This is a genomic window from Achromobacter spanius (assembly GCF_002812705.1).
GTDB classification, from domain to species: domain Bacteria; phylum Pseudomonadota; class Gammaproteobacteria; order Burkholderiales; family Burkholderiaceae_B; genus Achromobacter; species Achromobacter spanius.
In genome coordinates this window covers 3,592,495-3,618,847 of sequence record NZ_CP025030.1, presented here as the reverse complement: position 1 = coordinate 3,618,847, position 26,353 = coordinate 3,592,495, and the positions used below count along the sequence as shown (strand labels likewise).

The 26,353-nt window shown below is 61.3% G+C and carries 26 protein-coding genes; 17 read left to right on the top strand and 9 right to left on the bottom strand.

Annotated features, from left to right (window positions below; translation table 11 throughout):
* The first annotated feature begins 36 nt into the window (after nucleotides 1-36).
* The 10 genes from CVS48_RS16440 to CVS48_RS29650 all read left to right on the top strand — a co-directional run bounded on the left by CVS48_RS16440 (nucleotide 37) and on the right by CVS48_RS29650 (nucleotide 9,310).
* The gene (locus tag CVS48_RS16440; protein ID WP_100855365.1) at nucleotides 37-780 is read left to right on the top strand and encodes an SDR family NAD(P)-dependent oxidoreductase; all 744 of its coding nucleotides are present in this window, start codon (nucleotides 37-39) and stop codon (nucleotides 778-780) included.
* A 177-nt stretch (nucleotides 781-957) separates the two neighbouring features.
* Nucleotides 958-1,137 (top strand): hypothetical protein, encoded by a 180-nt coding sequence (locus CVS48_RS29255; protein ID WP_126376157.1) that lies wholly within the window; start codon nucleotides 958-960, stop codon nucleotides 1,135-1,137.
* Nucleotides 1,138-1,207: 70 nt separating this feature from the next.
* On the top strand, nucleotides 1,208-2,281 hold the full coding sequence (locus CVS48_RS16435) for an NAD(P)/FAD-dependent oxidoreductase (protein WP_100857698.1): 1,074 nt from the start codon (nucleotides 1,208-1,210) through the stop codon (nucleotides 2,279-2,281).
* Between the two features lie 540 nt (nucleotides 2,282-2,821).
* Nucleotides 2,822-3,181, top strand: a complete 360-nt coding sequence (locus CVS48_RS16430; RefSeq protein WP_100855364.1) for a hypothetical protein — start codon at nucleotides 2,822-2,824, stop codon at nucleotides 3,179-3,181.
* 119 nt (nucleotides 3,182-3,300) lie between these two features.
* Complete coding sequence (locus CVS48_RS16425) at nucleotides 3,301-4,017, top strand: hypothetical protein (RefSeq protein ID WP_126376160.1); 717 nt, start codon at nucleotides 3,301-3,303, stop codon at nucleotides 4,015-4,017.
* Nucleotide 4,018: 1 nt separating this feature from the next.
* Nucleotides 4,019-5,698, top strand: coding sequence for a hypothetical protein (locus CVS48_RS16420; protein WP_100855362.1), 1,680 nt, complete (start codon nucleotides 4,019-4,021; stop codon nucleotides 5,696-5,698).
* Nucleotides 5,676-7,388, top strand: a complete 1,713-nt coding sequence (locus tag CVS48_RS16415) for a LeoA/HP0731 family dynamin-like GTPase (protein ID WP_100855361.1) — start codon at nucleotides 5,676-5,678, stop codon at nucleotides 7,386-7,388. Before CVS48_RS16420 ends, CVS48_RS16415 begins: the two co-directional genes overlap by 23 nt.
* Before the next feature lie 222 nt (nucleotides 7,389-7,610).
* Nucleotides 7,611-8,003 (top strand): hypothetical protein, encoded by a 393-nt coding sequence (locus CVS48_RS29250; protein WP_126376163.1) that lies wholly within the window; start codon nucleotides 7,611-7,613, stop codon nucleotides 8,001-8,003.
* 170 nt (nucleotides 8,004-8,173) lie between these two features.
* A complete protein-coding gene (locus CVS48_RS16410; protein ID WP_100855360.1) occupies nucleotides 8,174-8,758 on the top strand; it encodes a hypothetical protein in 585 nt (194 codons plus the stop codon).
* Between the two features lie 135 nt (nucleotides 8,759-8,893).
* Nucleotides 8,894-9,310 carry a hypothetical protein gene (locus CVS48_RS29650; RefSeq protein ID WP_242001251.1) on the top strand — a complete coding sequence of 139 codons (417 nt, stop codon included), beginning with the start codon at nucleotides 8,894-8,896 and terminating at the stop codon, nucleotides 9,308-9,310.
* Nucleotides 9,311-9,651: 341 nt separating this feature from the next.
* Here CVS48_RS29650 and CVS48_RS16400 read toward each other — a convergent pair whose 3' ends face one another.
* Complete coding sequence (locus CVS48_RS16400; protein ID WP_100855359.1) at nucleotides 9,652-10,635, bottom strand: NADPH:quinone reductase; 984 nt, start codon at nucleotides 10,633-10,635, stop codon at nucleotides 9,652-9,654.
* 144 nt (nucleotides 10,636-10,779) lie between these two features.
* Between CVS48_RS16400 and CVS48_RS16395 the strand changes: the two genes are divergently transcribed.
* Nucleotides 10,780-11,124, top strand: a complete 345-nt coding sequence (locus CVS48_RS16395) for a winged helix-turn-helix transcriptional regulator (RefSeq protein ID WP_100855358.1) — start codon at nucleotides 10,780-10,782, stop codon at nucleotides 11,122-11,124.
* Nucleotides 11,125-11,210: 86 nt separating this feature from the next.
* On the opposite strand, the gene CVS48_RS16390 is transcribed toward CVS48_RS16395, so the two are convergent.
* The 5 genes from CVS48_RS16390 to CVS48_RS29645 form a co-directional block, all read right to left on the bottom strand.
* Nucleotides 11,211-13,658, bottom strand: a complete 2,448-nt coding sequence (locus tag CVS48_RS16390; protein ID WP_100855357.1) for a TonB-dependent siderophore receptor — start codon at nucleotides 13,656-13,658, stop codon at nucleotides 11,211-11,213.
* Nucleotides 13,659-13,747: 89 nt separating this feature from the next.
* Complete coding sequence (locus CVS48_RS16385) at nucleotides 13,748-14,710, bottom strand: FecR domain-containing protein (protein WP_100855356.1); 963 nt, start codon at nucleotides 14,708-14,710, stop codon at nucleotides 13,748-13,750.
* A 5-nt stretch (nucleotides 14,711-14,715) separates the two neighbouring features.
* Nucleotides 14,716-15,243 (bottom strand): sigma-70 family RNA polymerase sigma factor, encoded by a 528-nt coding sequence (locus CVS48_RS16380; protein WP_100855355.1) that lies wholly within the window; start codon nucleotides 15,241-15,243, stop codon nucleotides 14,716-14,718.
* Nucleotides 15,244-15,324: 81 nt separating this feature from the next.
* Nucleotides 15,325-16,224: a LysR substrate-binding domain-containing protein gene (locus tag CVS48_RS16375; RefSeq protein WP_100855354.1), complete on the bottom strand. Its 900-nt coding sequence runs from the start codon at nucleotides 16,222-16,224 to the stop codon at nucleotides 15,325-15,327.
* 28 nt (nucleotides 16,225-16,252) lie between these two features.
* Nucleotides 16,253-16,489 carry a hypothetical protein gene (locus CVS48_RS29645; RefSeq protein WP_242001252.1) on the bottom strand — a complete coding sequence of 79 codons (237 nt, stop codon included), beginning with the start codon at nucleotides 16,487-16,489 and terminating at the stop codon, nucleotides 16,253-16,255.
* On the opposite strand from CVS48_RS29645, the gene argH reads away from it, so the two are divergent.
* Both argH and CVS48_RS16365 read left to right on the top strand, forming a co-directional pair.
* Nucleotides 16,463-17,881, top strand: a complete 1,419-nt coding sequence (gene argH, locus CVS48_RS16370) for an argininosuccinate lyase (protein ID WP_242001253.1) — start codon at nucleotides 16,463-16,465, stop codon at nucleotides 17,879-17,881. The genes CVS48_RS29645 and argH overlap by 27 nt on opposite strands.
* 42 nt (nucleotides 17,882-17,923) lie before the next feature.
* A complete protein-coding gene (locus CVS48_RS16365) occupies nucleotides 17,924-18,904 on the top strand; it encodes a Bug family tripartite tricarboxylate transporter substrate binding protein (protein WP_100855352.1) in 981 nt (326 codons plus the stop codon).
* Nucleotides 18,905-18,909: 5 nt separating this feature from the next.
* Here the strand turns inward: CVS48_RS16365 and CVS48_RS16360 are convergent, their stop codons facing one another.
* Together CVS48_RS16360 and CVS48_RS16355 are read right to left on the bottom strand one after the other, a co-directional pair.
* Entirely contained in the window at nucleotides 18,910-19,869 is a 960-nt protein-coding gene (locus CVS48_RS16360; RefSeq protein ID WP_100855351.1) for an LLM class oxidoreductase, read from the bottom strand.
* Between the two features lie 129 nt (nucleotides 19,870-19,998).
* The gene (locus tag CVS48_RS16355) at nucleotides 19,999-20,622 is read right to left on the bottom strand and encodes a glutathione S-transferase family protein (RefSeq protein ID WP_100855350.1); all 624 of its coding nucleotides are present in this window, start codon (nucleotides 20,620-20,622) and stop codon (nucleotides 19,999-20,001) included.
* A gap of 119 nt (nucleotides 20,623-20,741) precedes the next feature.
* Between CVS48_RS16355 and CVS48_RS16350 the strand changes: the two genes are divergently transcribed.
* The 4 genes from CVS48_RS16350 to CVS48_RS16335 all read left to right on the top strand — a co-directional run bounded on the left by CVS48_RS16350 (nucleotide 20,742) and on the right by CVS48_RS16335 (nucleotide 25,821).
* Nucleotides 20,742-21,638, top strand: a complete 897-nt coding sequence (locus CVS48_RS16350; protein WP_100855349.1) for a LysR substrate-binding domain-containing protein — start codon at nucleotides 20,742-20,744, stop codon at nucleotides 21,636-21,638.
* A gap of 137 nt (nucleotides 21,639-21,775) precedes the next feature.
* Nucleotides 21,776-23,893: a TonB-dependent siderophore receptor gene (locus CVS48_RS16345; protein ID WP_100855348.1), complete on the top strand. Its 2,118-nt coding sequence runs from the start codon at nucleotides 21,776-21,778 to the stop codon at nucleotides 23,891-23,893.
* Between the two features lie 127 nt (nucleotides 23,894-24,020).
* Entirely contained in the window at nucleotides 24,021-24,659 is a 639-nt protein-coding gene (locus CVS48_RS16340; RefSeq protein ID WP_242001254.1) for a hypothetical protein, read from the top strand.
* Nucleotides 24,652-25,821, top strand: coding sequence for a hypothetical protein (locus CVS48_RS16335; protein WP_242001255.1), 1,170 nt, complete (start codon nucleotides 24,652-24,654; stop codon nucleotides 25,819-25,821). Before CVS48_RS16340 ends, CVS48_RS16335 begins: the two co-directional genes overlap by 8 nt.
* 45 nt (nucleotides 25,822-25,866) lie before the next feature.
* Here CVS48_RS16335 and CVS48_RS16330 read toward each other — a convergent pair whose 3' ends face one another.
* On the bottom strand, nucleotides 25,867-26,328 hold the full coding sequence (locus CVS48_RS16330; protein ID WP_100855346.1) for a GNAT family N-acetyltransferase: 462 nt from the start codon (nucleotides 26,326-26,328) through the stop codon (nucleotides 25,867-25,869).
* Nucleotides 26,329-26,353 lie beyond the last annotated feature (25 nt).

Here is a 26,353-nt window from a genome sequence, read left to right as displayed (position 1 = left end):
ATGTAAAACCACTCTTCAATTTCATCTGACTTCTCTATGCCTACACCACAGCGCGTTGCTCTCGTCACAGGGTCGACTTCGGGTATTGGAAATGCGATAGCACGCCGGCTATCCAAGGACGGCTATGCAGTCGTTCTGCATTCGCGTAGCTCCGTGGATGCAGGCATTTCCATGGCGCGTGAGCTGGGTTTGGCGGCTTATGTGCAGGCAGACCTCGCTATAGATGCAGACCGGATACGACTGGTGCAAGAAGCTGTCGCGCAATGGGGTCGTTTGGACGTGGTCGTGAACAATGCAGGAATCAGCCGCGTGATTCCTCATGCCGATATGGCAGCTGCCACTCCTGACATTTGGCGCGAGCTACACGAGGTCAATGTCATTGCGCCGTTTCGTATCGTTGCAGAAGCGCAGGCCGCACTGCGGGCGTCTGCCGCTGACGGCGTGCCTGCTTGCGTGATTAACGTAAGCTCGCATGCGGGCGTTCGTCCCAAAGGGGCTTCCATCCCTTATGCCGCGACGAAGGCGGCGCTGAACCATGTCACGCGCTTGCTCGCGGTCTCACTTGCTCCTGATATTCGTGTGAATGCCGTCGCCCCCGGGCTTGTGGATACGCCGTTGACCGCTGACTGGACGCAGGCTCAGCAGTTGTGGCGAGAGCGTGCGCCGATGCGGCGGGCGGCGAGCCCGGCAGATATTGCACAAGCGGTATCCATGCTCATTGAATCCAACTATTTGACGGGCGAGATTTTGCTTTCCGATGGCGGATTGAATCTCACATAACGCGGAACGAAGCGGCGGAACGAACCGCAATGCGGGCCGTCACACGTTTGTTTTTTGAGGTCACGTACAAGAGACATGCCTGATCTGATACGTGGTTTTTTTGTCCAAACTGCGCTGGTCAGAAAAGACGTACCAATCGACCAGTTCAACAGTTTGTATGGCGCTTGGCGGTAAACTTTGACCGTCTATATGCAGCATCAGCGCTTTGAGGAAATGATGAATTTTTGGGTCCCTGTAGTCTTCGGTACGTTCAAGCTGCTCGTGTTGGGCACCGGCATGTATCTCGCCATCAAGTCCCATTACGATGGAGAGAAAAAGGAGAAGAAAGAGAAGGAGAAGGAGATGAAAACCCCGTAGGGAGCTTCACAAATACATGTTTCCACCCCTGTGTACCCGCCAGCCCCAGATCCACGGAAAGGACGTTGACGTGGAAGACGATCTGGCCAAACGAGTCGTTGTCATCGGTGCCGGCATCGTGGGCGCGTCACTGGCGTATCACTTGGCAGCTAAAGGCGCGCAGGTCACCGTGGTTGAGGCGGAAGGCATCGCCTCAGGCGTGACGGGAACCTCGTTCGCATGGATCAACGCCTCGCACCGCGAATCCGACCCAATCGCGCCATTACGCGGCGCCGCAATCGAAGCGTACCGCCGCCTTGAAACGCAGCTTCCCGGCCTGAAGGTCCGATGGACCGGCGCTTTATCCTACAGCGCGAACTCAAGTGAATCGCCACCGGAATCGGATAACCCGGCTTCCAAAAATGTGGTGTCGCGATCGCAAATCATCGACCTTGAGCCGAAACTCAAGCATCCTCCGCAATCCGCTTCGTACGCTGCCGATGAAGCGTCGCTGGATGCGGTGGAAGCTACGCATGCGTTGATCGCAGGAGCCCGGGCGAACGGGGCCAAGATTTTCACTCAGACACGCGTTCTTGGCTTCGAAAACCAGGGCGCAACGGTGACGGGAGTTAAAACCGCCGCCGGCATCATTGAGGCCGATATTGTCGTACTGGCAGCCGGAACAGGCACCGCGAAGCTGACAGAGATGCTTGAAGCGCCTCTTCCGATAGAAGCGTCTCCTGCGATTTTCATTCGCTATAAGTCACCCCTCAACCTTGTCCAAACCCTGATCTCCAGCCCGGAAATGGAAGTCAGGCAAAGTGCGCACGGCGCGTTGCTGGCGGCAGAAGATTACTTGGACGACGCCTTGGAAAACCAGCCGGCAGCGATAGCGCTACGAACGGCTAAGGCGATTCGGAACGAACTCCATGGTGTTGCGTACCTTGATCCCGAAGTGGCCTGCGTCGGAATCAGACCCATACCCGCCGATGGCATCCCTATCATTGGTTATCTACCCAAAATCGGCGGCGTATACGTTTGCGCAATGCACCCCGGCGTTACGTTGGCGGCCATAGTAGGCCGTCTAGCCAGCGCGGAAATCATGGACGGCGAGCAGTCAGGTGCCCTTGACCCTTGCCGCCCCAAGCGATTCTTCCAAGCGTAGGAATTTCGAAGATGGCAGCCGTAGCCATCATCAGAATCGCCGTAATCCACGGCTCCGTGAGCGGCCGATCGCGCGATGCCTGCGTCAGTTCAAGGCCGACCCAGAAGATGTAGCGGGACAGAGGGGCGAGCATGAAGACAAGAACCACGCCAGCGAACTCTGAAGACATCTCGGTCTTCTTGGCGTATCGCTCAGTCTCGCCGAAACGGTTTGACTTGAATTACCAGTGACGACCGAAACGTCGAAGAGGAAGTCGGCGCCCGCTAGGAGAATCGACTGCCAGCGTGCGGCCCGCCTGGTAATGGTGGGGACCGCGGGAGGCCGGATAGATAGTCGGATATCCGCGGTGGGCGCCTTTTGGCCACTATCGGCATTTGAATTCCGTATTAGCCACCAACCGTAATTCTGGATTTTTTTAGACGTGCCCCAACGCTAAGAAATTAGATTTTCCACCGATGTTGCACACCTTTACAGTGTTATAATATGTAACATCGCTTCTTGTGCCGCGTCGAAATCAAATTATTAACAACCGAAAGCATCATGACAGTCCGAACTGAGAAAGAGCTTGGAGAAGCACTAAAAAATGATCAAGACACCATCGAAATTGAAGGCGACTTGCAAAAGAAAGTTCTAAAAATTAAAGCGACAGGCTCGGTTGCTTGGATCATCGCGATCGGTGCAATTGGTATTGCAGTAGCTATCACTTTAGGCACTAGCGGGGCTGGTGCGCCAGTCAGCGGGCTCGTTGGCGCAGGTGCCGTCACAGTGCTTGGGCTCCCTGCCGCTTTGTCCGCAGTCAGTATCGCAGTCGCTGCTGGTGGTGTAGGAGCCCTCAACTCCTTGCGCAAGTACAAAGTTGTTTCTAATGCCGGGGGAAAGTTGATTTTGTCTCGCGGCTGAATTTGCAATCAAGCTGACCCGCCGTCTACCGGCGGATTAGCTTGGCCATTAGTGGTCGTCTGCTCTAGTTCGGCAGCAGTTCGTCACTGAACGCTGCTTCCGGCCAGGAGCGGATGATAGTGAAAGACAACGCGCCTTCCATCTGGCGCTTACAACACACTTCTATCCGCTACACGATGAACGCAGCACAAGCATTTGACAGGCTCTACCAGGACATCTCGCAGAACATCGCTGGCGCCATCAGCGATCTCAATCAGCTTAAGATCGAGGACACGCAGGGTGAGAGAGAATTGAGCGGATTGACACTCCGGCTGCGCCATATGCAAGACCGCTTTAGCCGGGAACTCGACCTGCTCAAGTCCAATACCGAATGGGACCAATTTACGATCGCCTTCTTCGGAGAGACCAACGCCGGCAAAAGTACACTGATCGAATCTCTGCGCATCCTGCTGGACGAGACTTCCCGCCGGCAACTGATAGAGCAAAACCAGCGCGATCTCCAGGCATTCGAGGCGAGCTTGGCTAAGCAGGCGACACTGATCGTCGACGACCTGCAGCAAATCGTCGCCGCCTATGCCGAGGAGCTGGATTTCATCCGAACCGGGACCCGCAGACTTGAAGCCATTATGCAAGCCGAATCCGAGGCGCGCTTAGAGCTCGAGCGCGAAGCCGCCTCGACGAAGCATGAGATTCTGCAGACAGAAGCCGATGCCCGCCTTGCCCTCGAACAAGAGGCGATATCAGCACGTGTACAACGCCAACGCCTGCTCGCGGCCGCCCTGGGGCTGATGGCAGGGTTGCTGCTGGCCGGTGCAGGCCTGCTGATCTGGAGTTGACATGCAAGGCTCCGTCAATCATGGCCAGATAGCGCAGAAAATCCCCGCCGAGCGGCCATTGCTCGCAACGACGGTGGCCGTGGCCACGCAGACCCTGCCCACCATCCTGGCTGGCCTGCGCGAGCAATGTGCTCGGCATACGCTGGCTACCCGCGTGGATGGCCAGATCATCGGCACCGGCAAGGCCGACTTCACCCAGGGAAATACCAGCTATACGCTCCAACGCGATGGCAAGACCTTCGTCTTAGTTGACGTGCCAGGAATAGAAGGCGACGAACTCAAGTACACCGGCTTCATTCGTGAAGCAGTCGCGCAAGCGCATCTGGTCTTCTATGTCAACGGCACCAACAAGAAACCCGAGCAAGGCACCGCCAAGAAAATTCGTAGTTATCTACGCTACGGTACGCAGGTTTATCCGCTAATCAACGTACGTGGAAACGCTGATGCCTATGAGTTCGACGAAGACCGGGTCCGGCTTGCGGATTCGAATTCGCTCAAACAAACCACTGACGTACTCAAGAACGTCCTGCCCGAGAACACCCTGCTGGATGGCCATTGCGTGCAAGGCCTCCTCGCCTTCTCGGCTCTGGCCTACGACATGCATGGTCGCACTAGCATCCACCCGTCGCGTGACCGCGATCTAGTCGTCCAACAACGTAACTACCGCAAGCACTTCGGTTCAGCAGCCAGCATGCTCGCGTTCAGCGGCGTCCAGGATATCGCCCAAGCGATCGACGTCAAGCGGGCCACGTTCAAGCAAGATATCGTCGAAAGCAACAAGCGCAAGCTGCGCGAACTGCTGGGACAAAACCTCCACGAGCTGCAAGAAGCCTTGCAACAGTATCAGGCCTACCTGGACAGAAGCGCCCCCGAATTCGACAAGTGCCGGGCAGCGTTTGATAAAGCCGCTGCCTCATTTTCACGCAGTCTGAAAGCCGGCACCCGCAACCTTATCGACGGCCTTTACAACGACCTGACCGGAGACGCCGAGATCATCATCGACGATAACCTCGGCGAAGCCAAGCAGATCTCGGACAAGATCACCCGCGCCGCCAAAGCCAGGCAGGCCAGCACGGACATGGCGTATCAAGCCCTGGTGAAGCGCTGCATTGACACGCTTAACGACAGTATGCACGACGCCCTGATGCGCCTGGCTCAGGACGTGCAACGCATCGAGTACCAAGAGGAGTTGTCGCTCGGCAAGCCGAATATCCACTTCGGCGACAAGCTGGAGGACATCGGCGGCGGCCTCAAGACTCGCGACTACGGCGCATTTGCATTCAAGATCGGCAGCTATGCCTCGACGGGTGCAGCGATAGGATCTGCCATCCCTGTTATTGGAACGCTAATTGGTGGTGCCATCGGCGCGGCAGTCGGGCTACTGCTTGGCCTGCTCAGCCTTTTCACTACCCGCAGTGCCCGCGTACGTAAGGCCCAGTCAGCTGCCCACAAAAAAATCGAAGAAGCTCGTGCCGAAGCGCTGGCTGGCAGTGTCAACTACACCGAAACGCAACTGAAGAACATCAAGCACACGTTGATCGTTCCCTTGCAACAGCGCATCGACGCGCTACACGAGAATCTCGCTGCACCTATCGAAATCTTATCGCGGCAGATTGCCGCGATGTGTCATCTGGAAGAAAAAATGGAGCACATGGAACATGGAACCATTCAATCAGTTTGAAACAGGAAAGCAGGCTACCGTCCAAGCGTTGCGCGACCTTCATGCCATCATCACTGAACTAGGCGAGATGGAAGTCGATGTGCAGGCTGACCTCGAAAAAATCATTACCGCCATCGAAGCCGTGGAATCGGATGTGCTACGGATTGCCTTGCTGGGCGCATTCTCGGACGGCAAAACAAGCGTGATTGCTGGCTGGTTGGGCCGCGTCATGGACGACATGAAAATATCGATGGACGAGTCCTCGGACCGCCTCGCCATTTACAAACCCGAGGGCCTGCCTGGCCAGTGTGAGATCGTCGACACGCCGGGCTTGTTCGGGGACAAAGAAAGGGAAATCGATGGCGAACAAGTCCTCTACCAGGACCTCACCAAGCGCTACATCTCTGAAGCGCATTTGATTCTGTACGTGGTTGACGCGACCAATCCGCTCAAGGATAGCCACAAGGAAATCGTCCGCTGGCTGCTGCGCGACCTCAACAAGCTTTCGTCCATCGTCTTCGTCATCAACAAGATGGACGAAGTAGCAGATTTGACCGAACCGGCCATGTTCGACGAACAGGCCATGATCAAGCGCAACAACCTCAAGGAGAAATTGCAGCGCAGCGCCGATCTCGATACCACCGAACTCGAACGGCTGAACATCATCTGCGTCGCTTCCGACCCCAATGGACGCGGCCTGCCGTTCTGGTTCGGCAAGCCCGAGATTTACGAAGCGCGCTCTCGCATCAACGCCCTGAAGGCGGCGACCAACGAGGTCCTAACAGCCAATGTTCCCGCCGTGCTGTCGGCCAAGACGGGCCTCGATGTCGTGCGTGACCTAGTCAAGCAGCGCACCACTGCGGTCGCACAGCAACTGGACACTTTGGGCGTGTTCGCCGAGCAAAACCAGGAACAGACCCGGCGTTTCTCTCAAGACATTCTCTCCGGTCGCGCCGAGATCAAACGGCTAGCCGCCGAGTTGACACGCGAACTGCAGGGCATGGAGAACCTGCTAATGAGCAAGCTGCGGCCGCTCGCGCTGAACGAGATCCGCCCCTATCTGGAGGACGAGCTGGGCTACACCGAAGATGGCGTGGGCTACAAGTTGAATCTGAATATCAAGCAGGCCATCGATCGGTTCTTCGAACAATCGTCCGCCGTGACACACCGCATTTCTGACGACATCAAGCGACAGCTACACTCAAGCCAAAGCTTCTTCGAAACCTACGCGGAAGGCTCACTCAAGGCGGCTGGCAACGTGCTAAAAGGGCTGTCCAAGATCAACCCTGAGGCGATCAAGTCCACGATTTTCCTCGCACGTGACGCGCTGGCCAGCGTGTCTGGCTTTGTCTTCAAGTTCAAGCCCTGGCAGGCCAGCAACCTCGCCGGCAGCATTTCGAAGTGGGCCGGTCCCGCTGGAGCGGCGTTTTCGGTCGGCGCGGACTTGTACAGCGCGTACAAGGAAAGCGAGCTCGAAAAGGAGCTGAGCGATTGCAAAGCGGACATCGGAAAAATCATCAAACAGAGCTTCAAGTCGATTTACGACCTGCTCTCCGATGACGACAAGCTACTCGATACGTTTGCGCCGCAGATCAAGACGATCGAGAACGTCGTAGCGGAGTTGACCGCCAAGGAACAGGCCATCTTTGCCAACCAGCAAAAGATCGCCAACATCCAGCAACGCCTGCAGGTGCTTGCACCAGAGAAATAGCTGTCAACGGCGCTTGAAAATTGACCCACTTTCGTCAGCATCGGCGAAACTCGAGCCGCAGGAGATCAAAGCCAAATGACAATCTTGGTGACTTTGGCTAGACGGCGGCTCAGGGTGGGAAGCCAAAGGAGTTGATCAAGTATCTCGAGCCGGTGTTAGGCGAGCACCGCTTCTGGAAGGTTGCGGGTGGCGAGAGCCGAACTAACGAGATGCGTGACTTCCTTGGCTACCACGGTCAGCGGCAGCGCCCCCGTCAACCTAATGCTGATTTCGGCCTCCAACAATCTGACTTTGTCCGTTTTTGAGAAAGTCACACCTACCGAACTACCGATGAATCCATCTGAGCTAGTGATCCATCTTGAACAGCCTATGAACCAGTTGCCTCTTGGCGGCCCTCACGCCCGAGCAATTGTGATCGCTGGTCTTGCGTGGCCCACTGAATATTGGCCTCAGCTGGCACTGGCTTGGCTTGACGAAGGACTTTCCATTGACGCAGAGATTGCCGCTCTGCTCCTGAAGATCTCTCGCCAGCGTGCGTTTTCTCAGCGTCTCAGACATCGAGCATTCGCGATAGCGATGCGGTGGGAAAAAGCAACAACTCTGCCGAAGTTCTAAGATTCCAATTTCTGTGTAGCGGACGGAGAAACGGAGATGGCGCAGCAACACAGAGAGCAAGGAAACGTCCGCTTCCTGCAAACTCGAAGGGTCACTTAGGGTCGTCCTCGATCTTTCGACAAGGACAGCTCGCGGCCAAGTGCAGTCGCGCAGATCTAGCTAGTCATCATATGAATCAGCGAACCCATAATTTCATCACCGCCGCATTGGCTTTCCTGTCGCTTGTGATCAGCGGCGCCGCCTTGTACGTATCTTGGTCCCAGCACGACAGCGATTACGACCGCGCAGTTTTAGTTCAGCCGGGCGCACTACCGCTGTCCACAGTTAATGAAGGAAGCATGCCGGTTGAGCTGGAGGTAGCAAATACCAGCAAAACGAACCTACAGTATTTTTTGCGCGCGCATACCAATATGGGGTGCATAAAGGGAATAAACGGGCGTCCACTCTTCATGCCTTGCGACTACGAGTCACAAGTGATTAGCCTTAGCAAATCCGACGTTGGAAAAAACAGCTTCAGGCACACGCTGACCCTGGATGCACATGCGGGTGCTGTAAAGACCCATCCACTTGCCTACATCTCAGCTCCAGACTATTTCCTAACGATCGAAATCATCGACGCCAGCAATGGTCGAAATCTGTATAAGAGCGAGTGTTTCTATGTCTATCACATTGACGAAAGGGTGTTCGGCCTCTATCAACCGGTTATTGATACGACTGGTGAGTCGGAAAAGCGGCAGAGGATGTGCCGCCCATGACGGCTTGCCATGCGTTCGAGGCGACATGCGCAAAACGGAGCGCATGGCGACAAATTTGAACGTTATTGGCTGTTTTCTTCGCGTCGACAGTGCCCCTTCCTCCCCTCCTCCCCGCGATGCATTTCGGCGCCTGCCTTGCGTCATGCACTGCCGGCGTTGGCGCTTCTGGCCGCTGCCATCTACGGGCCAACCCACGCCGAGACCCTGAACCAGCTTGACGCCACCTCCAACGCGCCCAAGCCCGCGTTGCGCAAGCTAAATCGCGCTCCGACACAGGCATACGAAGTTCGCCTGACGCTTGCCAATGCCACGGATCTCTCAAGCGCAGCCGACGGCAGATCGCCGTTTACGGTAGTAGAGGGCACTGTGCAGTTCGACGCCAGCAACGGCGCCCGCTGTGAAAAATCCAACGCCTTGTCCGGCCACGTGCCGACATTGTCCAGCCACGAACCGTTCCGCCTTTCCCGTATATCCGCCACCGAGTACGTGGGCACCGTGTATGCCGACATGCAGCAAGACGAGGACTATTACGGGCGCGGGGTATGCCATTGAGCATTGACAGAAGCGCGCGTCGCGGTGAGGGCGCGGGCGGACCGTGCTAATACGCGCTTTGTAGCCGCCCTGCCTGCGCAACAAGTGCTCGCGGCCGGCACACAGACGCGCTATTTCTGGAAAGGGTATTGCCCCAGCTTCGAGCAGAGGCAACATACCGACTACGGGAGCACACAGCTCGACACCGTTCCAGCCGACAAGCGCAGCGAGTTCTTCACCGTGACGTTGACGGCCAGGAAGATCGGTGGCGACGCTCTAGGCAAGTGAATAGAAGGCCCGGCTTGGTGGAATGATGGAATCGAAGCCGCTCCAAGGCGGCTCAATCAACGACGACCTCCCGCTCACAAAGCGATCAGTACCTTGCCCATGACCGATGCCGATTCCAGCGCGTTGTGGGCGTCGGCGATCTTCTCCAGCTCGACCCTCATGCCGATATGCGGCGCATAGTTGCCGCTGGCCAGGCAGGCGTTGATGTCGCTGATCGCCTGGACTTTCGCCGCCACGGGCACCGAATAGATGTACACGAATCGCAGCACGCAGCCATGCACCATCGCGCTTAACAGCGGCAGCGTGAGCGTGTCGGTGGCATGCGTCATCGCGTAGGAACTGATGACGCCCCCAGGCGCGAGGCACGCCATGTCGATATCCAGGTTTGCCTTCACGTTGACATCGACGATGCGGTCCACGCCCGCGTTGCCGGTGCTTGCGTTGATTGCCGCCGCAACATCGTCATTCAGGCGGTCCAGCACCAGGTCGGCACCCGCCGCGCGGGCGATGGCGGCTTGCGCTTCGTTCATGACGGTGGCCGCGACCCACGCGCCCGCCCACTTTGCCAGGAGGATGGCGGCGGTGCCGACCACGCCCGCCCCGCCCTGCACCAGTACATTCTTGCCCTGGATATCACCATCGGCAAAAAGACAGCGATGGGCCGTCAACGCCGGAATGCCCAGGGATGCCCCGACGTCGAACGACACGTTGTCGGGTAGTGGCACGGCTTGCGCCGACGGCACCACCACATATTCGGCCGCGGTTCCTGTCGGCCTGCCGTACTGTGCCTCGTAGATCCATACCCGCTGGCCCAGCCGATTTTCCTCTTCCGAATCGCCAACGGCATCAATGACGCCCGCGCCGTCCTGATGCGGAATGATCCGCGAGTACGGCATCGCGGACGAAAACCCGGTGCGGGCCTTGAGGTCAGTGGGGTTCAGCCCCGACACGTGCACGCGCACCCGGACTTCACCGGGGCCGGGTTGGGGAATGGGTAGTTCAGCGACGCAAAGCACCTCATCGGCGGGGCCTTGACGTTCGTAAAAAGCGGCTCTCATGGATTTGTTCTCCGGCTTGGAAGGCATTCCTTCCGTCAGCCGGCATTATCAAAATCCAGTGCCTTTTTAACAAGTAGGCACATTATTTATACCTAAGGATAAAAACTATACTATTTCGACTTTACGGGTACTAATGGAGCATCTATGGCCCAAGGCAAGCTCGATCAATACCGATGCGCGGTAGAAATCACCGTCCACATCGCGGGCGGCAAATGGAAGCCCTTGATCATTCACTACCTGCTGAGCGGAACCAAGCGTTTTGGTGAGCTGAAAAAGCTGATCGGCGGGGTCACGCAGCGCTCGTTGACCTTGCAACTGCGCGAGCTTGAGGCTAGCGGCATTGTCAGCCGTGAAGTGTTTGCCGAAGTGCCGCCACGGGTGGAATACACGCTGACGGCGCTTGGAACCACACTGGCTCCGACACTGGAAGCGATGAAGTCCTGGGGCGAACACTACGTGGCGAGCAAGCCGCGCAAAAGGAAGGGGTAAGCGCAGCGAGCTACCCTTCCCTGCTTGGAGAAAGGACGCCCCTGCGTCCGGCACGGCCGCCTACGCCGCCGTGCCGAACGCATGGGTCAATACTTGTAGTTCACACCAAGCATGGCGCTGAACGGTGCGCCGTAGTAATTGCTGTAGACGTTGGTGCTGGCGTAGTACTTCTTGTCGAAGATGTTGTTCAGGTTCAAGGTCGCCGACCATTGGCGGTTGAACTGGTAGCGGGCCATCAGGTCCACCAGCGCATAGCCGCTTTGTGACGATTCAAACTGTTGCCCGCCCGGGCCACGCATGGAATAGTCGCTGCCGCTTTCCCAACGCACGCCGCCGCCCACCGTCAGCCCGCTCAGGTCCCCCGGCAGGCGATAGGTGGTGTACAGCTTGGCGATGTGGCGCGGCAGGCCCACCTGCGTGATGAAGCCTTGCGGCAGCCGGCGGTCCACATAGGCATACGACAACTGCATCTGCCATCCCGGGGTCAGCTCGCCGCTGAGCTCGGCTTCAACGCCGCGCATCACCGCGCCATCGGCGGCCACGTAAGCGCTGTCGCCATTGGGCGCCAGCTTGTCGCCGTCGATCATGGCGTAGTTGTCCTGGCGCGTGCGGAACAAGGCCAGCGACCCGTTCAGTTGGCCATCCAGCCACGTCGACTTCAGGCCGATCTCGTAGGTATTGCCCTTGATGGGTTCCAGCACGCCGCCCGATACGTTCTGCGCCTGCTGCGGCTGGAAGATGCTGGTGTAGCTGGCGTATGCCGACAAGGTAGGCGTCAGGTCGTAGACCAGGCCCGCGTAAGGCGTGTAGACGCCCTGCTCGCGCATATTGTCCGGATACGACGTGCCGTCGTTGTAGTTGTAGGACGCCTGCTGGTCCCACCACGTCACGCGCGATCCCAGCACCACCGACAAGGCATCGGTTGGGCGCAGGCGCAGCGCGCCATAGATCGACGATTGCTTCTCGGTGTAGTAACGCTTGCCCGTGGTCTGCCAGTCGGGCTCCGGCATGTTGCCGGACCAATCGCGTATGTCGGGGATCTTGGCGTCATAGCCCGGCGCCGTCCACAGCGGGTACATGTCGTAGTCGCCCCGGGTGCGCGACAGGCTGGCGCCGACCACCAGGTCGTGCTGGCGGCCGAACGCGTTGAAGGCGCCGCTCAAGCTGGCGTCCACGGCGTTCTGCGTTTTGGGGATCGGCCATTTGGCGACCCACAGCGATGCGCCCCGGCCCGTGTTCGGATCCGCCCAGCCGTTGCTGCTGAACCAGCCATAGGTGCGGTCGTTGTCGTCGCCCGTGTGCGACACGGTCACCGAGCCTTTCCACAGCGGGGCAAACTCGTGGTCCAGCGTGGCGAACACGTTGTAGCGCGTGCGGGTCTGGCGGCTCCAGTCGGTGGCAGAGTTGAAGCTCTGGCGGAAATCCGTTTTTGTTCCATCCGCGTACGCGGCCGGAAAGCCGAAGTACGAGCACGCCGTGCAGTGCTTGCGCTGGTATTCGCCGCCCAAGGTCAGCATCGTGCGTTCGCCCAGGTCGGCCTCGATCACGCCGTACAGCAGTTGCGAATCCTGTTTGACGCGGTCGATGAACGAACCGCCCTCTTGCCACGCGCCCACCACGCGGCCGCGCAGTTTGCCGGCTTCGTCCAGCGGGCTGCCCAGATCAAATTCCGTGCGCTTGTAGTCCCATGACCCCACTGCCGCGCCCACGCCGGCCTGAAATTCCGGCGTCGGCCGCTTGCGCACCAGGTTGATGGACGCCGCCGGATTACCCGCGCCGTTCAACAAGCCCGTTGACCCGCGCACCACTTCAATCCGGTCGTACAACGCAGTGTCCAGACCCAGCGCATTGAAGTCCTTGTGCGTGGGCACGCCGTCCACCTGCATGTTGGTGACTTCCATGCCGCGCGCGTACAAGCCCTTTTCGTTGTCGTCGGCCGAGCCCTTCTTCTTGAAGGTCAGCCCCGGCGTGTTGGCGATGGCGTCTTCCAGCGTATTGAGCCCCTGGTCCGACAAGCGTTGGCGCGTCATCACCGACACCGACTGCGGCGTCTCGCGCAAGCTCATCGGCAGCTTGGTGGCCGTGGTGGACAAGCCCACCGTGTACGAGTCCGTGCCTTCGCTGGGGCCGGGTTCACGCGAGCCCAGAACCTCGACGGGCGCCAGCGTCTGCGCCGACGCGCGGCGCACGCCGTAATTGTTGCCGCCCTGGCTGACGGCTTCCAGCCCCGTGCCCGCCAGCATCGCCGCCAAGCCCGAGGCGATGCCGTATTCCCCTTGCAGGCCCGCGCTTTGCTTGCCCTGCGTCAGCGACGCATCAAAGGACAGCACCACGCCCGCCTGCGCGGCAAAGCGGCTCAAGGCCAGACCCAACGGTCCGGCAGGCACGTCATAACGACGCGCGCTGGCGGCCGAGTCAGCGGTTTGTGCCCAGGCGGGCGGGGTGGACGCCAGTGCCATCAGGGCGGTAAAGAGCGCGCACGCAACGGGCGCCAAGGTGCCGGGGTGGCGATGTTTGGACGGTAAGGAAGGCATGGGATGAAAGTTTCCGTGAATCAAATCCGACGTAATCCCTGCTAAGTCGGATGAGCGCGGAAAAAGGACAATGCCCGGCGAAAATAAATTCAGCCCCGGGTGGTGATCCGGGTGTAGTAGCGGGTGAAGCGGGATATCCGCACGGGCAAGGCGCGCTCTACGGCGGCCAGCGCGCGGTCGGTGTCGTCGATGGGAAACGCGCCCGACACGCGCAACTGCGCGACCGCCTCGTCGCAACGCAGATGGCCCGGACGGTAGCGGTCCAACTGCGCCACGAAATCGGCCAGGCGCATGCCATCCACGACCAACAGGCCGCGCGTCCAGGCGTCGGGTTCGCCGGTGATCTCGCCTTCGTGGCGGGCGGAGGCCGTTTGCAGCACGCCTTGTTCACCCGCCTTCAGCACCAGCGCCGCACCGCCATCGGCTGGCAGCAGTTCAACCGCATGGCGCAGCACTGCCACGCGCGTCAGGTCGTCCAGCCGGTTGACGGTGAAGCGCGTGCCCAAGGGGCGCACGGTGCCGTGGCGCGTGCTCACCCGTAGCGGTGGCAGGCCCGGCGTGGTGCGTTCGGTATCGATCAGGACTTCGCCGGCATGCACGGTGATGTGGCGGCCGCGTGCGTCCACGGCCACGTCCACCGCGCTGGCGCTATCCAACCACAGCAGCGTGCCGTCCGTCAGCAAGAGCTCGCGGCGTTCGCCCGTGCCCATGCGGTAGTCGGCCAGATATCCAGCCACCATCTGCTCAACCGGCAAGACGCGCCAGGCCAGCAAACCGCCCCCGCCCACCAGCGCCACTGCGCCCAGGCTGCTGCGCAAGACGGCGCGTCGCCGTGCAAAGTGATGATCGGCGCGGTTCAGCGTGTCGGCGGCAAGCCGGGCTGGCGCCGCGCCCAAGGTGCCGCGCAGCCGCTCCACCTGGCGCCAGATGCGCGCGTGTTCAGGGTCGGCCGCCAGCCAGCGGCCATGCGCCGCCACATCGGCCGCACTGACGTCGTCGGCGCACAAGCGCGCATACCATTGCGCCGCCGCGGTGATGGTCTTGTCGGCCATCTGTGCTACTGCCTGTCCAAGGCATACACCAGGCAATGCTCGGTGGCGCGCGCCATGTACTTCTTCACCGAACTGACCGTGACGCCCAACTGCACGGCGATGTCCGCATAGCTGGCGCCTTCCAGCTGAGACATCAGGAAGGCGCGTCGCACCTTATGCCCCAGGCCGTGCAGCATGGCGTCGATCTCGCGGATGGTTTCCAGCAGGATGGCCTGCGTCTCGGGGGAAATGGCGTGCGCCTCGGGCTGCTGAGCCAGCGTTTCCAGCCAGGCGCGTTCCAAGACTTGGCGGCGGATGTGGTCCACCAACGTGCGTTGAGCCACCGTGGCCAGAAAACTGCGTGGTTGCCGCACGCCCTGCAACTGCGCCATCGACGCCGGGGATGCCAGCAGGCGCATGAAGGTGTCCTGCGTCAGGTCAGCGGCTTCGGCGGGCACGCTCAAGCGCCGTTGCAGCCAACTCCGCAGCCACCCGTGGTGGTCGCGGTAGAGCAAGCCCAGCTCGCGGTGCTCCAGAGATTCCAAGGACGACATGGCGGCAGCGCGATCGCTTCCCAAATTTACGAATGGGAATTGTAATCATTATTGATCGTGTCGAGAAGTTTCATCGGGCCGTCAGCGTCGCTTGGCCGGCGCGTTGACCGCGGCCAAGGTCTCGCGCACGCATTCAGCCATACGCCGCGCCAGCGTGCTGACCGGGAAGTGGTCGGAGGTAACGGCATAGCTGTGAAATTCCACCTTTTCCGAGAATGGGATTTCACGCAGCGTGGAAATGCCCAGGGCGCGCGGCACCACGGGGTTGACGATGGAGACGCCCAACCCCTTCGCGACCATGCTGCAGATGGTGGTCGCGTAGGGGGTTTCGATCGACAGAATGCGCGCATCGTCGGGAAAGAGGCGATCGATGGCGGCGCGGTTGAAGCTGCCGGTGGGTAGCGAGATGAAGTTTTCGTCGCGGAAGTCCGCCGGCGCCAGTTTCCTTTTCGTCGCCAAGCGATGGGTGCGCGGCACGATGCCGACGCCATGGGCCGTGTTGATGCGCTCGTAGCGCACGCCGGGCAGATCGGTATGCAGCGAGCAGAAGCCGATGTCGCAAACGCCGGTGGCCAGCCACTTGGCGACCACGTCCGAACCGCCGGTGTTGACCACCACCGGGATGTCCGAGAACTTGTGCCGGAACAGCGCGATCGCGTCGGGCAACACGCACTGGGTGATGGAGCCGACCGCGCCGACGCGCAACAGGCCGGTGCCACGACGGCGTATGGAACTGGCGCTGTCGTTCAGCGATTCAAGGCCGATGAAGGCGCGTTCGACGTCGGCGTAGAACGCTTCGGCCTCGGGCGTGGGGATGATGCGGGTACCGACCCGCTGAAAAAGCACGAAGCCCAGCGCCTTCTCAAGCAGCGCGATCCAGCGGCTGACGTTCGGTTGCGACGTGTGCAGCAGGCCCGCCGCGGTGGTCATGGAGCGGGTCATCATGACGGCGCGAAAGGCCTCGACTTGTTTGAAATTCATGCGCGGGACCTGATCCGAAAACGGGCGTTCAAATCATATCATTTTTGTATTTAAAGCCGTAAAACTCTGATTTGACGCATGGATTGGCGCGGCGGGAGACTACGGTTTTAAGCCTCACAGCCACCGGACCGATATGGAATCCAAAGTCAGTGCCCGCCTTAAGCAACCCCTCGCCAAAGAGGTGCTGCAGCACATTTTCCTTCCGCGCCTGAACCGGGAGTTCTTCACCAATTTCGAGATGCTTACCCAGATCAACCTGGCGCATCTGCTGATGCTGCGCGAGCAAGGCATTCTTGAGCACGACGCCACGCTGCGTCTGGCGCGCGCGCTGCTCACGATGCAGGCCGACGGCCCCCATGCGGTTGAACTGGACCCGGCGCGTGAAGAGGCCTATTTCAACTACGAGGCGCACCTGATCAAAGCGGTGGGCCAGGAGCTGGGCGGCAGGCTGCACACAGCAAGAAGCCGCAATGACATCGGCGCCACCATCGACCGCATGCGAGCCCGCGATTTCGCCGCCCGCATCGGCGCCGCGCTGATCGAGGTGGCGCGCGTCGCCTTGGCCCAGGCCGAGCGCTACGCCGATTGGGTGATGCCGGGCTACACCCACATGCAGGCAGCGCAACCCATCACCTATGGCTATTACCTGTCGGCGCTGGTCGATGCCTGGTCGCGCGATATCGGCCGGCTGGCGCACGCGCTGGACACGGCGGACGCCTCGCCGCTGGGGGCCTGCGCGCTGGCAGGCACGTCGTTTCCGATCGATCGCGCCGACACCAGCGCCATGCTGGGCTTCAGTGCGCCGTTGGCCAATGCGCTGGATGCCGTGGCGTCACGCGATTTCGCGCTGGAACTCAGCGCGACGCTGTCGATCATGATGGTGACCTGCAGCCGCATGGTGCAGGATTTCTATATCTGGTCCACGCCCGAATTCGGCTACCTGTCGTTCCCGGACAGTATCGCCAGCACGTCCAGCATCATGCCGCAGAAGAAGAACCCAGCGGTGCTGGAGTACCTGCGCGGCAAGACGGGCCACCTGATTGGCCTGACCGCCGCAGCGCTATCCACGGTCAAGTCCACCCATTTCACCCACTCCGGCGACAGCAGCCGGGAAAGCACGCGCACCTGCTGGGAAGCCTGCGAAGAAGCACTGAAGGCGCTGGAGCTGATGCGCCTGCTGGTGGAGCAGGTCGAGCCCAACCGGGCGCGCATGGCGGCACGCGCAGCGGATGATTTCTCGACCGTGACCGATCTTGCGGACCTGTTGGTGCGCAAGGCCGACGCCTCGTTTCGCGACGCGCACCACATCATCGGCGCGGTGGTTCGGCAGGCGCTGGAACAGGGGCTGCCGGCGCACGCCATCACCCCGGCAATGATTTCGGCCGCCGCGCAAGAACAGTTGGGCCGGCCGGTGGCGCTGGCGGCCGACGACATCGCCGCCTGCCTGGATCCGGTGCGCAACGTGGCCGCGCGTGTGTCGCTCGGAGGCCCGGCACCGCAATCGGTGCGAGTGCATCTGCGGGAACAGCAAACGATTCTAGACGCGCGGCAGGCGGTGATTGACGCGGCGCGGCAACGCGCCGCCGACGCCAGCGAGATGCTGCGTCAGCGCGTCAATGCACTGGTCAAGCAGGAATCTGGCGTAGCCGCCGCCTGAGGCATCGCCGTATAAATCAACCAAGGCAAGGGGAATTCAATCATGTTCAAAGTCAAAGCACTTTCTTTTGCGGCGGCGCTGACCGCGGCCATCAGCCTCAACCCGTTGGCCCACGCGGCGACTGACTATCCCAGCAAGCCGATCACGCTGGTGGTTCCGTTCGCCCCGGGCGGCACGGTCAACCTGATGGGACGCTTGCTGGCCAACCGCATGTCCGAGACGCTGGGGCAGACAGTCATTGTGGAAAACAAGCCCGGCGGGGGAGGCAGCATCGGCGCCAACTTCGTGGCCAAAGCGGCGCCGGACGGCTATACGCTGCTGCTGGCAACCATGGGACAGCAGTCGATTCAGCCGTTGATATCGAAAAACCTGCCCTACAACGCTGACAAGGATTTCGCGCCGGTAGCGCTGTTCTCGACGGTACCGAATGTGCTGGCGGTGTCCAAGAACACACCGGCCACGACCGTGGCCGAGCTGGTGGCCTATGGCAAGGCCAATCCCGGCAAGCTGAACATGGCATCGGCCGGCATTGGTTCGGTCAATCACATGACGGGCGAGCTGTTCATGTTCCGTTCCGGCGCCCGCTTCGAGCACGTGCCATATCGCGGCGCGGGGCCGGCGACGTCGGACCTGCTGTCGGGCCAGGTACAGGTGCTGTTCGCCAACCTGCCGAATGTGCTGCCCTACGTGAAGTCAGGGCAGGTGCGGGTGCTGGCGGTGGCCAGCGACAAGCGCAGCGATTCCATCGCCGATATCCCGACGCTGGCCGAGGCCGGTGTGAAGAACGCGGTCGTCGAGTCCTGGTATGGCGTGATGGCGCCAGCCGGCACCGATCCGCAGGTGCTGCGCAAGCTACAGGACACGGTCGTCGCCCTGGCCCGCGACAAGGCGATGGTGGAGCAACTGGCCGAGCAAGGTGCGGTGCCGTTCCCGGGCAGCAGCGAAGACCTGGCGAAGCTGTCCGCCGAGGAAACACGACGCTGGAAGCAGATCATCGACAGCGCGAAGATCCAGGTGAATTAAGGCCTTCACCACGCAACCGTCGACGCTGACACCGCCCCGTGCGATGGAAAATGCAGCAACACATCGGCGGCCAGTTCCTCCAACACCTCGGATGCCGGGCGCTGCGAAAACTGTATCCCCAGGGCGGCGTGGTTCACGCCCGCCGCCTGCCACGCTTCCAGCAACGCCATCAGGCCCTTGCGCCCGGTGCGCAGCACATAGCCGCCATGCAACGGCGTGCGCGGATGGTTGGGGTCATCCACCAGATCTATCCATTCGTTGGTCATGTGCGGGCGGAATGCGCCCCCGGGAATAAGGTCGCGCCAAGCACGGATTTTTTCCGCCAGATGCTGAGGGCCTGTGGGCGTATGGGTTGCATTGGGGTACGTCAGCCAACCGTCCGCGTGCTCGGCAATCCACGCCAGCGATTGGCCGGACGAGCCCGTCACCATCATCGGAATCGCGCCCGCGACGGGCTTGGGCAGGAACTCGGCGCCCTTGAAGCGTCCCAGCGGGGAATCGATGGCCAACGGCCCGGCCTGCATAAGCTGACGCATGTAGCTGAGCGCGTGGGCGAAACGCTCTGCCCGATCCCCGTGTTCCAGCCCATAAGCCGGGAATTCAATCGGCCTGTCACCAGACGCCACGCCCATCACCAGGCGGCCGCCAGACAACTGATCAATCGTTGTGGCGGCTTTGGCCAGGTCGATGGGATGCCGCAGAGCGACGACGGCACTGCCGGTCGCCAGCGCCACGTGCTTCGTGCGCGCGGCCAGGTAGGCCAGATAGGTAAAGGGGTCGAACACCTGCCCGGCATCCCCGAAGGACGGATCGAACAAGGGCACGTCGCGGACCCACACGGCGGCGAAGCCCTGCCTGTCGATCTGGCTGACCAAGTCGGCCTGGCCGGCAAGCACGCTCATGTCGCCCGAGTAGCTGCGCAGCGGCAGGAAGATGCCAACGGTCAATTTATCCGGCGCGAACATGCGGCGGTAGCCAGGGTGTGCGTAAAACGCGGCGTAGGACGCGCCGGTCGTGGGTGCGGGGAAGTGGGTTGCGTTCATTGAATTGCGATTGGGTTCTGATTGGGTTGCGATTGGGGCCGTGCCTTGTATTCACGCGCCGGTTGCCGGCACCGGCAACGTGATGCCCTTGCGTACGGCGGGTCGATCCGCCACGCGCTCGTGCCATGCGCTCAAGTGACGATGCCGGCTGAAGTCGAAATGGATGATTCGCGCGATGTGGGTCCAGCCGAAATGGGCGATGTCCGCGATGGAATAGTCGTCGCCGGCCAGATAAGCGCGATCCGCCAGCACGCGATCCAGCACCGCGAACGCGTCTTCGGTAAGACGCCGATATCGGTCAATGGCGCTGGGGATGGGTTCAGGCGCGAATAGCTCGAAGTGCACGCGCTGGCCCAGCATCGGCCCCACGCTGGACGCATGGAACTGCAACCACTTGATCGCTTCCCAGCGGGCAAGCGGGTCCGAGCGCAGCAGCTTGCCCGTCTTGTCGGCCAGGTACAGCAGAATGGCCGCGGATTCAAAAAGCACCACGCCCGTCTCGCTGTCCGTCAGCACGGGAATGCGGCCATGGGGGTTCAGCGCAAGAAAGTCCGGCTGGCGATGTTCGCCTTCATCGATACGCACGTGATGAAGGCGATAGGGCAAGGCAAGCTCTTCAAGCGCAATGCTTGCCTTGAAGCCATTGGGCGAGCTGTCGGAATAAAGATGCAACATAGCGGCTATAGATAAACTAAATTAATGGGTTCGCAGGGGGAGCACGAATTCTCATCCTTATCGCGCACCGATAGAAGCGATGCTTTCTGCCGATTAAATTTAGTAAATCTTAACTTCCTATGACCTATCCCTTGCAAGCGCTACGCACCTTTGTGGAAGTGGGACAGCGCGGCAGCATCAAGGCCGCGGCCCAGGCGCTGCATGTCACGCCGGGCGCGGTAAGCCAACAAATTCGGCTGCTGGAAGACCGCCTGGGCGTCGTATTGCTGGAGCGTGAGCGCCTTGGCATGCGCCTGACCGCTGCCGGCGCAAGCTTTCATCCGAAGGTACAAAATGCGTTCCTTCAGATTGATCAGGCGGTGCATGCCTTGGAAGCGGCCAAGGGCGGCAAGAGTCTGACGGTCAGTACGGTGGCCTCCTTCGCGGCGTCGTGGCTGGTGCCCAGACTGGGGCGCTTCAAGCAATTGCATCCCGATATCGAAGTCCGCGTGGAAGCCACGTCTGAGCTGGTTGACCTGCGCCGTGATCGCGTCGACGTGGCCTTGCGCCATGGGCTGGGCGACTATCCCGGGCTGGATGTCAGGCCGCTGATGGCGCCCGTCTTGACGCCGGTGGCTTCGCCCGCCTTTCTGGAAAGCCAGCAGGCCGTGATCAGTGAAGCCTGCGATTGCCTCAACTACCCCCTGCTGCACGATTCCGACCGCGCGGATTGGCCGCTTTGGCTGAAGGCGCACGGGGTCGATGACGACACGCGCGCGGAACGCGGCAACGCATTCGAGGACGACTTCTTGCTGATCCGCGCGGCGGAAGCGGGCCAGGGTTTGGCGCTGGTTCCGGAAGCCTATGCCCAAGATGAAATCGCGGCGGGGCGGCTCGTGCAGGTGCTGGACAAGCCGTGGCCCGCGCGATTCGCGTATTACGCGGTGACTCGGCCCGGGGCTGCGGAACGCTCGGAAGTGCGTGCGTTCCTGGACTGGATACAGGAAGAGGCCGCGCCCCTGGCGCCGGCAACCTGATGCCCGCTTCGGTTCAAGGCTGCTCGCCTCCCCGTTGTTAAAACCCGACATCAACCCTGCGCACCATTTGTTGCAAATGCGAATCGATCGCATCGATAGTAATATCGCGCCTCTTTCAAAAATTCTCGGATCCTGGAATGCGGCGCGTCATCCTCTCGGCATGTTTACTGAACACGGCAGTTCCCGTGGTGCTGGCCAATGGCATCGGCGAGGCCAAGCCGATTGAGCTGGATGCGGTCAGCGTGTATGGCGATGCCGAGCGCGCCGATGGGCCGGTAATCGGCTATCGCGCCACCCGCTCCGTCAGCGCCACGCGCACCGACACCGCGCTGCACGACGTGCCGCAATCCATCAGCGTGGTGCCGCGTGACGTGGTCGAAGACACCGGCGCGACACGCCTGGAACAAGTGCTGGATTACGCGGGCGGTGTCGGCCGCGCCAACAACTTTGGCGGACAGGGGCTGACCACGGTCACCGTGCGCGGCTTTACCACCGGCGAGTACTACCGCAACGGCTTTCCCATGAATCGCGGCTATCCCAACGCGCCCGATTCCTACACGCTGGAACGCCTTGAAGTCATCCGTGGGCCCAACACCAGCCTGTATGGCCGGGGCGACCCCGGCGGCACGTTCAACGTGGTCACCAAGCAACCCGAAGCCGAATCGCGCGTGACCATGGGCACGCAATTCGACACGCAAGGCATGCGCCGCGCCACCCTCGACACCACGGGCGCGCTGAACGAGGACGGCAGCCTGACCTACCGCGTCAACGCGCTGGCCGAAGGCGGCGACAGCTTTCGTGACGACGTCAGCACCGAACGCTATGGCATTGCGCCCGTGATCAGTTGGCAGCCCAGCGCCGCCACCCGCATCACGCTGGAAGCCGAGCTGATGCGCAACAACCACCCGCTGGACCGTGGCCTGACCCGCTATCCCAACCAAGCCGGACGCGCCTCGCGCGACACCAACGTGTGGGAAACCGGTACCGACAACAAGCTGCACAACGACAACAAGCTGGTGCAACTGCGCTTTGAGCACGCGCTGAACGACAACTGGAAGCTGGGCGGCGGCGCGCAATGGCTGGATGGCACCTTGAAGGGCAACGCCGTTGAAGCCAACGCGCTGCAAGCCGACGGCCGCACGCTGGGCCGCAACTTCAACTACCGCAAGCTGGACTGGACCGACCGCGACGTCCAACTGAACCTGACCGGCAACTTCAACACCGGCGGGCTGCGCCACACCTTGCTGACCGGGGTGGAAGTGGAAGACTACGACTATCAATCGATCATCCAGCGTTCGGCGGCGGGCGCCAACGCCTACCCGATCGACCTCTTCGACCCGGTACTGGGCCAACCCCGCCCTGCCCTGACCCGCACCACCACGCACGACAAGGAAAACCTCAAGACCTGGGCCGCCTTCGTGCAGGATCAGGTGGCGCTGACCGAGCGCTTCAAGGTGCTGGCCGGCTTGCGCTTCGAGCATTTCGAACACACCTACCGCGACCGGCTTCCCACAGGCACAAGCTGGCGCACCACGGATTCGGCCATCACGCCGCGTCTGGGCGTGATCTACGACCTGACCGACACGCTGGCCGTCTACGCCAACACGGCGCGCTCGTACAAGCCGAACACCGGCGCGGACCGTCAGGGCAACGGCTTTGACCCTGAAGAGGGCAAGTCTTTTGAAGTGGGCGCCAAATGGGAATTGCTGGACCAACAGCTAAGCGTGGACGTGGCGGCCTACCAGATCGACAAGACCAACGTACTGACCGTCGACCCCGCTGACTCCACCTACCGGGTGGCGGCGGGCAAGGTGCGCAGCCGGGGCTTCGATCTGAACGTGGCGGGCAACATCACGCGCGAATGGCGCGTGATCGGCGGCTACTCGTTCGTGGACGCCAAGGTGACGCAGGACAACACGCTGCCCACGGGTACGCGCCTGGCCAACATCCCGCGCAACACGTTCAGCCTGCTCAACATGTACGAGTTCCACGAAGGCCCGGCGCGCGGCCTGGGCCTGGGCGTAGGCGTGCGCTATGTGGACGACCGCGCCGGCCAGACCGTTGCCACGTCGTACAACATGGACGCCTACGTCGCGGTCGATCTCTATAGCTTCTATCAGGTCAACAAGAACCTGCGCGTGAACCTGGACGTGACGAATCTGTTCAATCGCAATTACGACGAAGGTGCGTTCAACACCTACGTGTATCCGGGCGCGCCGCGTACCGCGCAACTGGGAATCAGCTACACGTACTGACGCGGGGACGGGAGTCGTTCGAGGGCGGATGGGCATTCGTGGAGTGCAGCAGTATCATCGCTCTCCTATGCGCACACACCCGTCCTCCCCCATTCATGCGTCAGGCTCGTGGCTTTGGCGCATCGGCATGCTCGCCACGGCCGCATTGATCGCGCTGCATGTTGGCGCGCTACATGCGGCTGAGGTAAATCCGGCTGAACCCCATGCAGGCGCAGCACAGACCCAGCCGTTTGACCGCCAACTGGAAAACCAGCGCTACCAGCAATGGCTGGCCGCCTTCCGGCAAGACCTCCAGACACTGCGGCAGTCGCCCGACCCGGCTAACGCCGACATCGACGCGCTGTTCGCCAAGACGCTGGTGCCCGGCTCGCGCGCCACGCAAGTGGTCAAGTCGCTGGTGCAGGCACCGGGCGCAAGCACGCACGGCGAGATCCGCTTCGTGGGCATCCTGCGCGTGTTCCTGGGCGCCTTGTCCCAATCGATAGTGGCCGGAGATGGCGGCATCTATCCCGACACGCAGGACGCATACAAGTCGCGGACCTTGCGCGTGCGCTACATGCATGTGGACGGTGGCGGGCGGCTGGAACGCTACTTCAATAACCCAGAGATTTTCAAGCCCTACCGGCTGCCGGACCCGGGCGTGTTCGAGCGCAATGCCTACCCCTTCTTGCTCTTTGAAGACAGCCACGGCACGTTGCGCCTGGGAGGCGTGTCCAAGGAATTCTGGGACTTGGTGAAGTTCATGGACGCGCTGCAATATGCGTAAGCTGCCGCGCGTCTTGATGCTGTTGTTGGTGGCCACGCCGGTGTTGTTCGCCTCAAGGGGCAACGCTGCCTGCGGCCCGGTCGATACCGACTTCTCGGTAGCGTCCGCCCTGCCCGCCGTGCCCGTCGTCATTGCCCTGGACGACGACCGCGTGCTGCTTGGCAAGCGCGGTGAGCGCGTGCCGACCCATCGCAAGCTTGCCTGGATCGACGATGCCGGCGACCTGATGCCCCACACCTGGGCGGACAAGGTCGACTGGTCCGCCTATCGCGCCAGCGGCAAGACCGCGGGCGCCGCGCCCACCAAGCTGTACTTCGACCCGGATGGCCGCCTGTGCCGCATGGAACACTACCGTGCCGTACGCGGCCAGGCCGTGCTTGATGGCGGCTTCGCGCTGTCATACGACACAGCGGGCGAATTGGCCGCGTACATCGAATATCAACGCGAACATCAACGCGAATACCAACGCGAATATCAACAGGCCGGCGCATCCCGCGCGCAGCCCTACACCGCCACCCGCCGCGCCTGCCTGCAACGCGACGCCAAGGGCCAACTGGCTGCATTTATCGACGACGGCTGCGGTGAGGCCCAGGGCGCCGGCCCCAGCCGTCACTACGTGCGAGACGCCTCTGGCCGCTTGCTGCGCGTGATCGACATGCTGTCCTCGAACCAGCCGGTGGCGGTCCAGATCGTGGATGCGCAAGGCAAGCCCGGGCCAGGGTACGTGCGCCAAAGCCCCAACTACCATGCGCCTGGCGTCAGCCAAGCGCTGACCGCGTATCCCGCGCCACCAGGCAAGCCGTCCGATCGCCTCTTTCCCTTGCATCGGGAAGCGCTTGCCGCGCTACCGGTCGAGGTGCCCGAAAACCCGTGGCGCGTTGTCAGGATCAAGGACGACGTGCCGCTGGACGACGACATGATGTCGTGGGACCCGGAAACGCAAATCGTGCTGGCCGAAAGCCCGCAGGGCACGCCCAACGGCGCGGTCTTGACGCCGGTACAGCAGAAGCAGGTGTGGCAAGCCATGGGCGAACACCCAGGGCGCATCTTTTTCTACCCGGACCCGATGACACGGGTGATGCTGCTGCCCGCTATGGCGCCGGAAAAGTGGAAGGCGTGTAGCGACCCGGTGAACACGGCCACGGATGCTTGCGCGGGCTGAGCGCGGCCTGGGACAGCCGGGCCGGAAGCAGACGCCTCCCGACCCTTACCCGACGGCTTGAAACTTCAGAAAGCGTTGACCTTCGTAGGCCAGTTCACCCACAAACTCAAAGCCTAGCCTGGCCAAACCTCTCAGTCGTGACCGGCTGGGCGGCAGCAGGATGCTTACCGGTCCGATACCAAGTTCATGGCGGCGGCTCATGACATGGCGAAATATCATCGCGCCCTGCCCCCAGTACGTCGGCAACAGCACCAATGCAAGGTCGGCCTCGTCGCCTTCCTTCTGAAAGCCGCCCCAGCCCGCAAACATGCCATCAATCCGAAAGGCCCAAGGTCCATATCCGTTGGTCACCCACTGCGCGTCTTTTCCCTTGGTCCAGTCGATGACGGAATTCTCGTTCCAGTTGCCGCCGTCAAGCGGCATATGACGAACCACGTCGGGGTGGGTCAGCAGGCCTAGCCAGTCTTCTGTCGGGATATCAGCGAAAGCGTGCAGCGAGAGCGCCATGTATGTGTTGTCCGTTTAATAGTTC

What these genes read in the sequence shown, in the direction of transcription:
- CVS48_RS16360 (WP_100855351.1), bottom strand. Translation starts at nt 19,869, where the DNA reads ATGTTCGCGCCGGATAAATTGACCGTTGGCATCTTCCTGCCGCTGCGC.
- CVS48_RS16380 (WP_100855355.1), bottom strand. Translation starts at nt 15,243, where the DNA reads ATGTCGTCCTTGGAATCTCTGGAGCACCGCGAGCTGGGCTTGCTCTAC.
- CVS48_RS16340 (WP_242001254.1), top strand. Translation starts at nt 24,021, where the DNA reads ATGCTCGCCACGGCCGCATTGATCGCGCTGCATGTTGGCGCGCTACAT.
- CVS48_RS16400 (WP_100855359.1), bottom strand. Translation starts at nt 10,635, where the DNA reads ATGAGAGCCGCTTTTTACGAACGTCAAGGCCCCGCCGATGAGGTGCTT.
- CVS48_RS16335 (WP_242001255.1), top strand. Translation starts at nt 24,652, where the DNA reads ATGCGTAAGCTGCCGCGCGTCTTGATGCTGTTGTTGGTGGCCACGCCG.
- CVS48_RS29645 (WP_242001252.1), bottom strand. Translation starts at nt 16,489, where the DNA reads ATGCGCCAGGTTGATCTGGGTAAGCATCTCGAAATTGGTGAAGAACTC.
- CVS48_RS16345 (WP_100855348.1), top strand. Translation starts at nt 21,776, where the DNA reads ATGCGGCGCGTCATCCTCTCGGCATGTTTACTGAACACGGCAGTTCCC.
- CVS48_RS16350 (WP_100855349.1), top strand. Translation starts at nt 20,742, where the DNA reads ATGACCTATCCCTTGCAAGCGCTACGCACCTTTGTGGAAGTGGGACAG.
- argH (WP_242001253.1), top strand. Translation starts at nt 16,463, where the DNA reads ATGCTTACCCAGATCAACCTGGCGCATCTGCTGATGCTGCGCGAGCAA.
- CVS48_RS16385 (WP_100855356.1), bottom strand. Translation starts at nt 14,710, where the DNA reads ATGGCCGACAAGACCATCACCGCGGCGGCGCAATGGTATGCGCGCTTG.
- CVS48_RS16430 (WP_100855364.1), top strand. Translation starts at nt 2,822, where the DNA reads ATGACAGTCCGAACTGAGAAAGAGCTTGGAGAAGCACTAAAAAATGAT.
- CVS48_RS16355 (WP_100855350.1), bottom strand. Translation starts at nt 20,622, where the DNA reads ATGTTGCATCTTTATTCCGACAGCTCGCCCAATGGCTTCAAGGCAAGC.
- CVS48_RS16410 (WP_100855360.1), top strand. Translation starts at nt 8,174, where the DNA reads ATGAATCAGCGAACCCATAATTTCATCACCGCCGCATTGGCTTTCCTG.
- CVS48_RS16330 (WP_100855346.1), bottom strand. Translation starts at nt 26,328, where the DNA reads ATGGCGCTCTCGCTGCACGCTTTCGCTGATATCCCGACAGAAGACTGG.
- CVS48_RS16390 (WP_100855357.1), bottom strand. Translation starts at nt 13,658, where the DNA reads ATGCCTTCCTTACCGTCCAAACATCGCCACCCCGGCACCTTGGCGCCC.
- CVS48_RS16365 (WP_100855352.1), top strand. Translation starts at nt 17,924, where the DNA reads ATGTTCAAAGTCAAAGCACTTTCTTTTGCGGCGGCGCTGACCGCGGCC.
- CVS48_RS16420 (WP_100855362.1), top strand. Translation starts at nt 4,019, where the DNA reads ATGCAAGGCTCCGTCAATCATGGCCAGATAGCGCAGAAAATCCCCGCC.
- CVS48_RS16440 (WP_100855365.1), top strand. Translation starts at nt 37, where the DNA reads ATGCCTACACCACAGCGCGTTGCTCTCGTCACAGGGTCGACTTCGGGT.
- CVS48_RS16415 (WP_100855361.1), top strand. Translation starts at nt 5,676, where the DNA reads ATGGAACCATTCAATCAGTTTGAAACAGGAAAGCAGGCTACCGTCCAA.
- CVS48_RS16395 (WP_100855358.1), top strand. Translation starts at nt 10,780, where the DNA reads ATGGCCCAAGGCAAGCTCGATCAATACCGATGCGCGGTAGAAATCACC.
- CVS48_RS16375 (WP_100855354.1), bottom strand. Translation starts at nt 16,224, where the DNA reads ATGAATTTCAAACAAGTCGAGGCCTTTCGCGCCGTCATGATGACCCGC.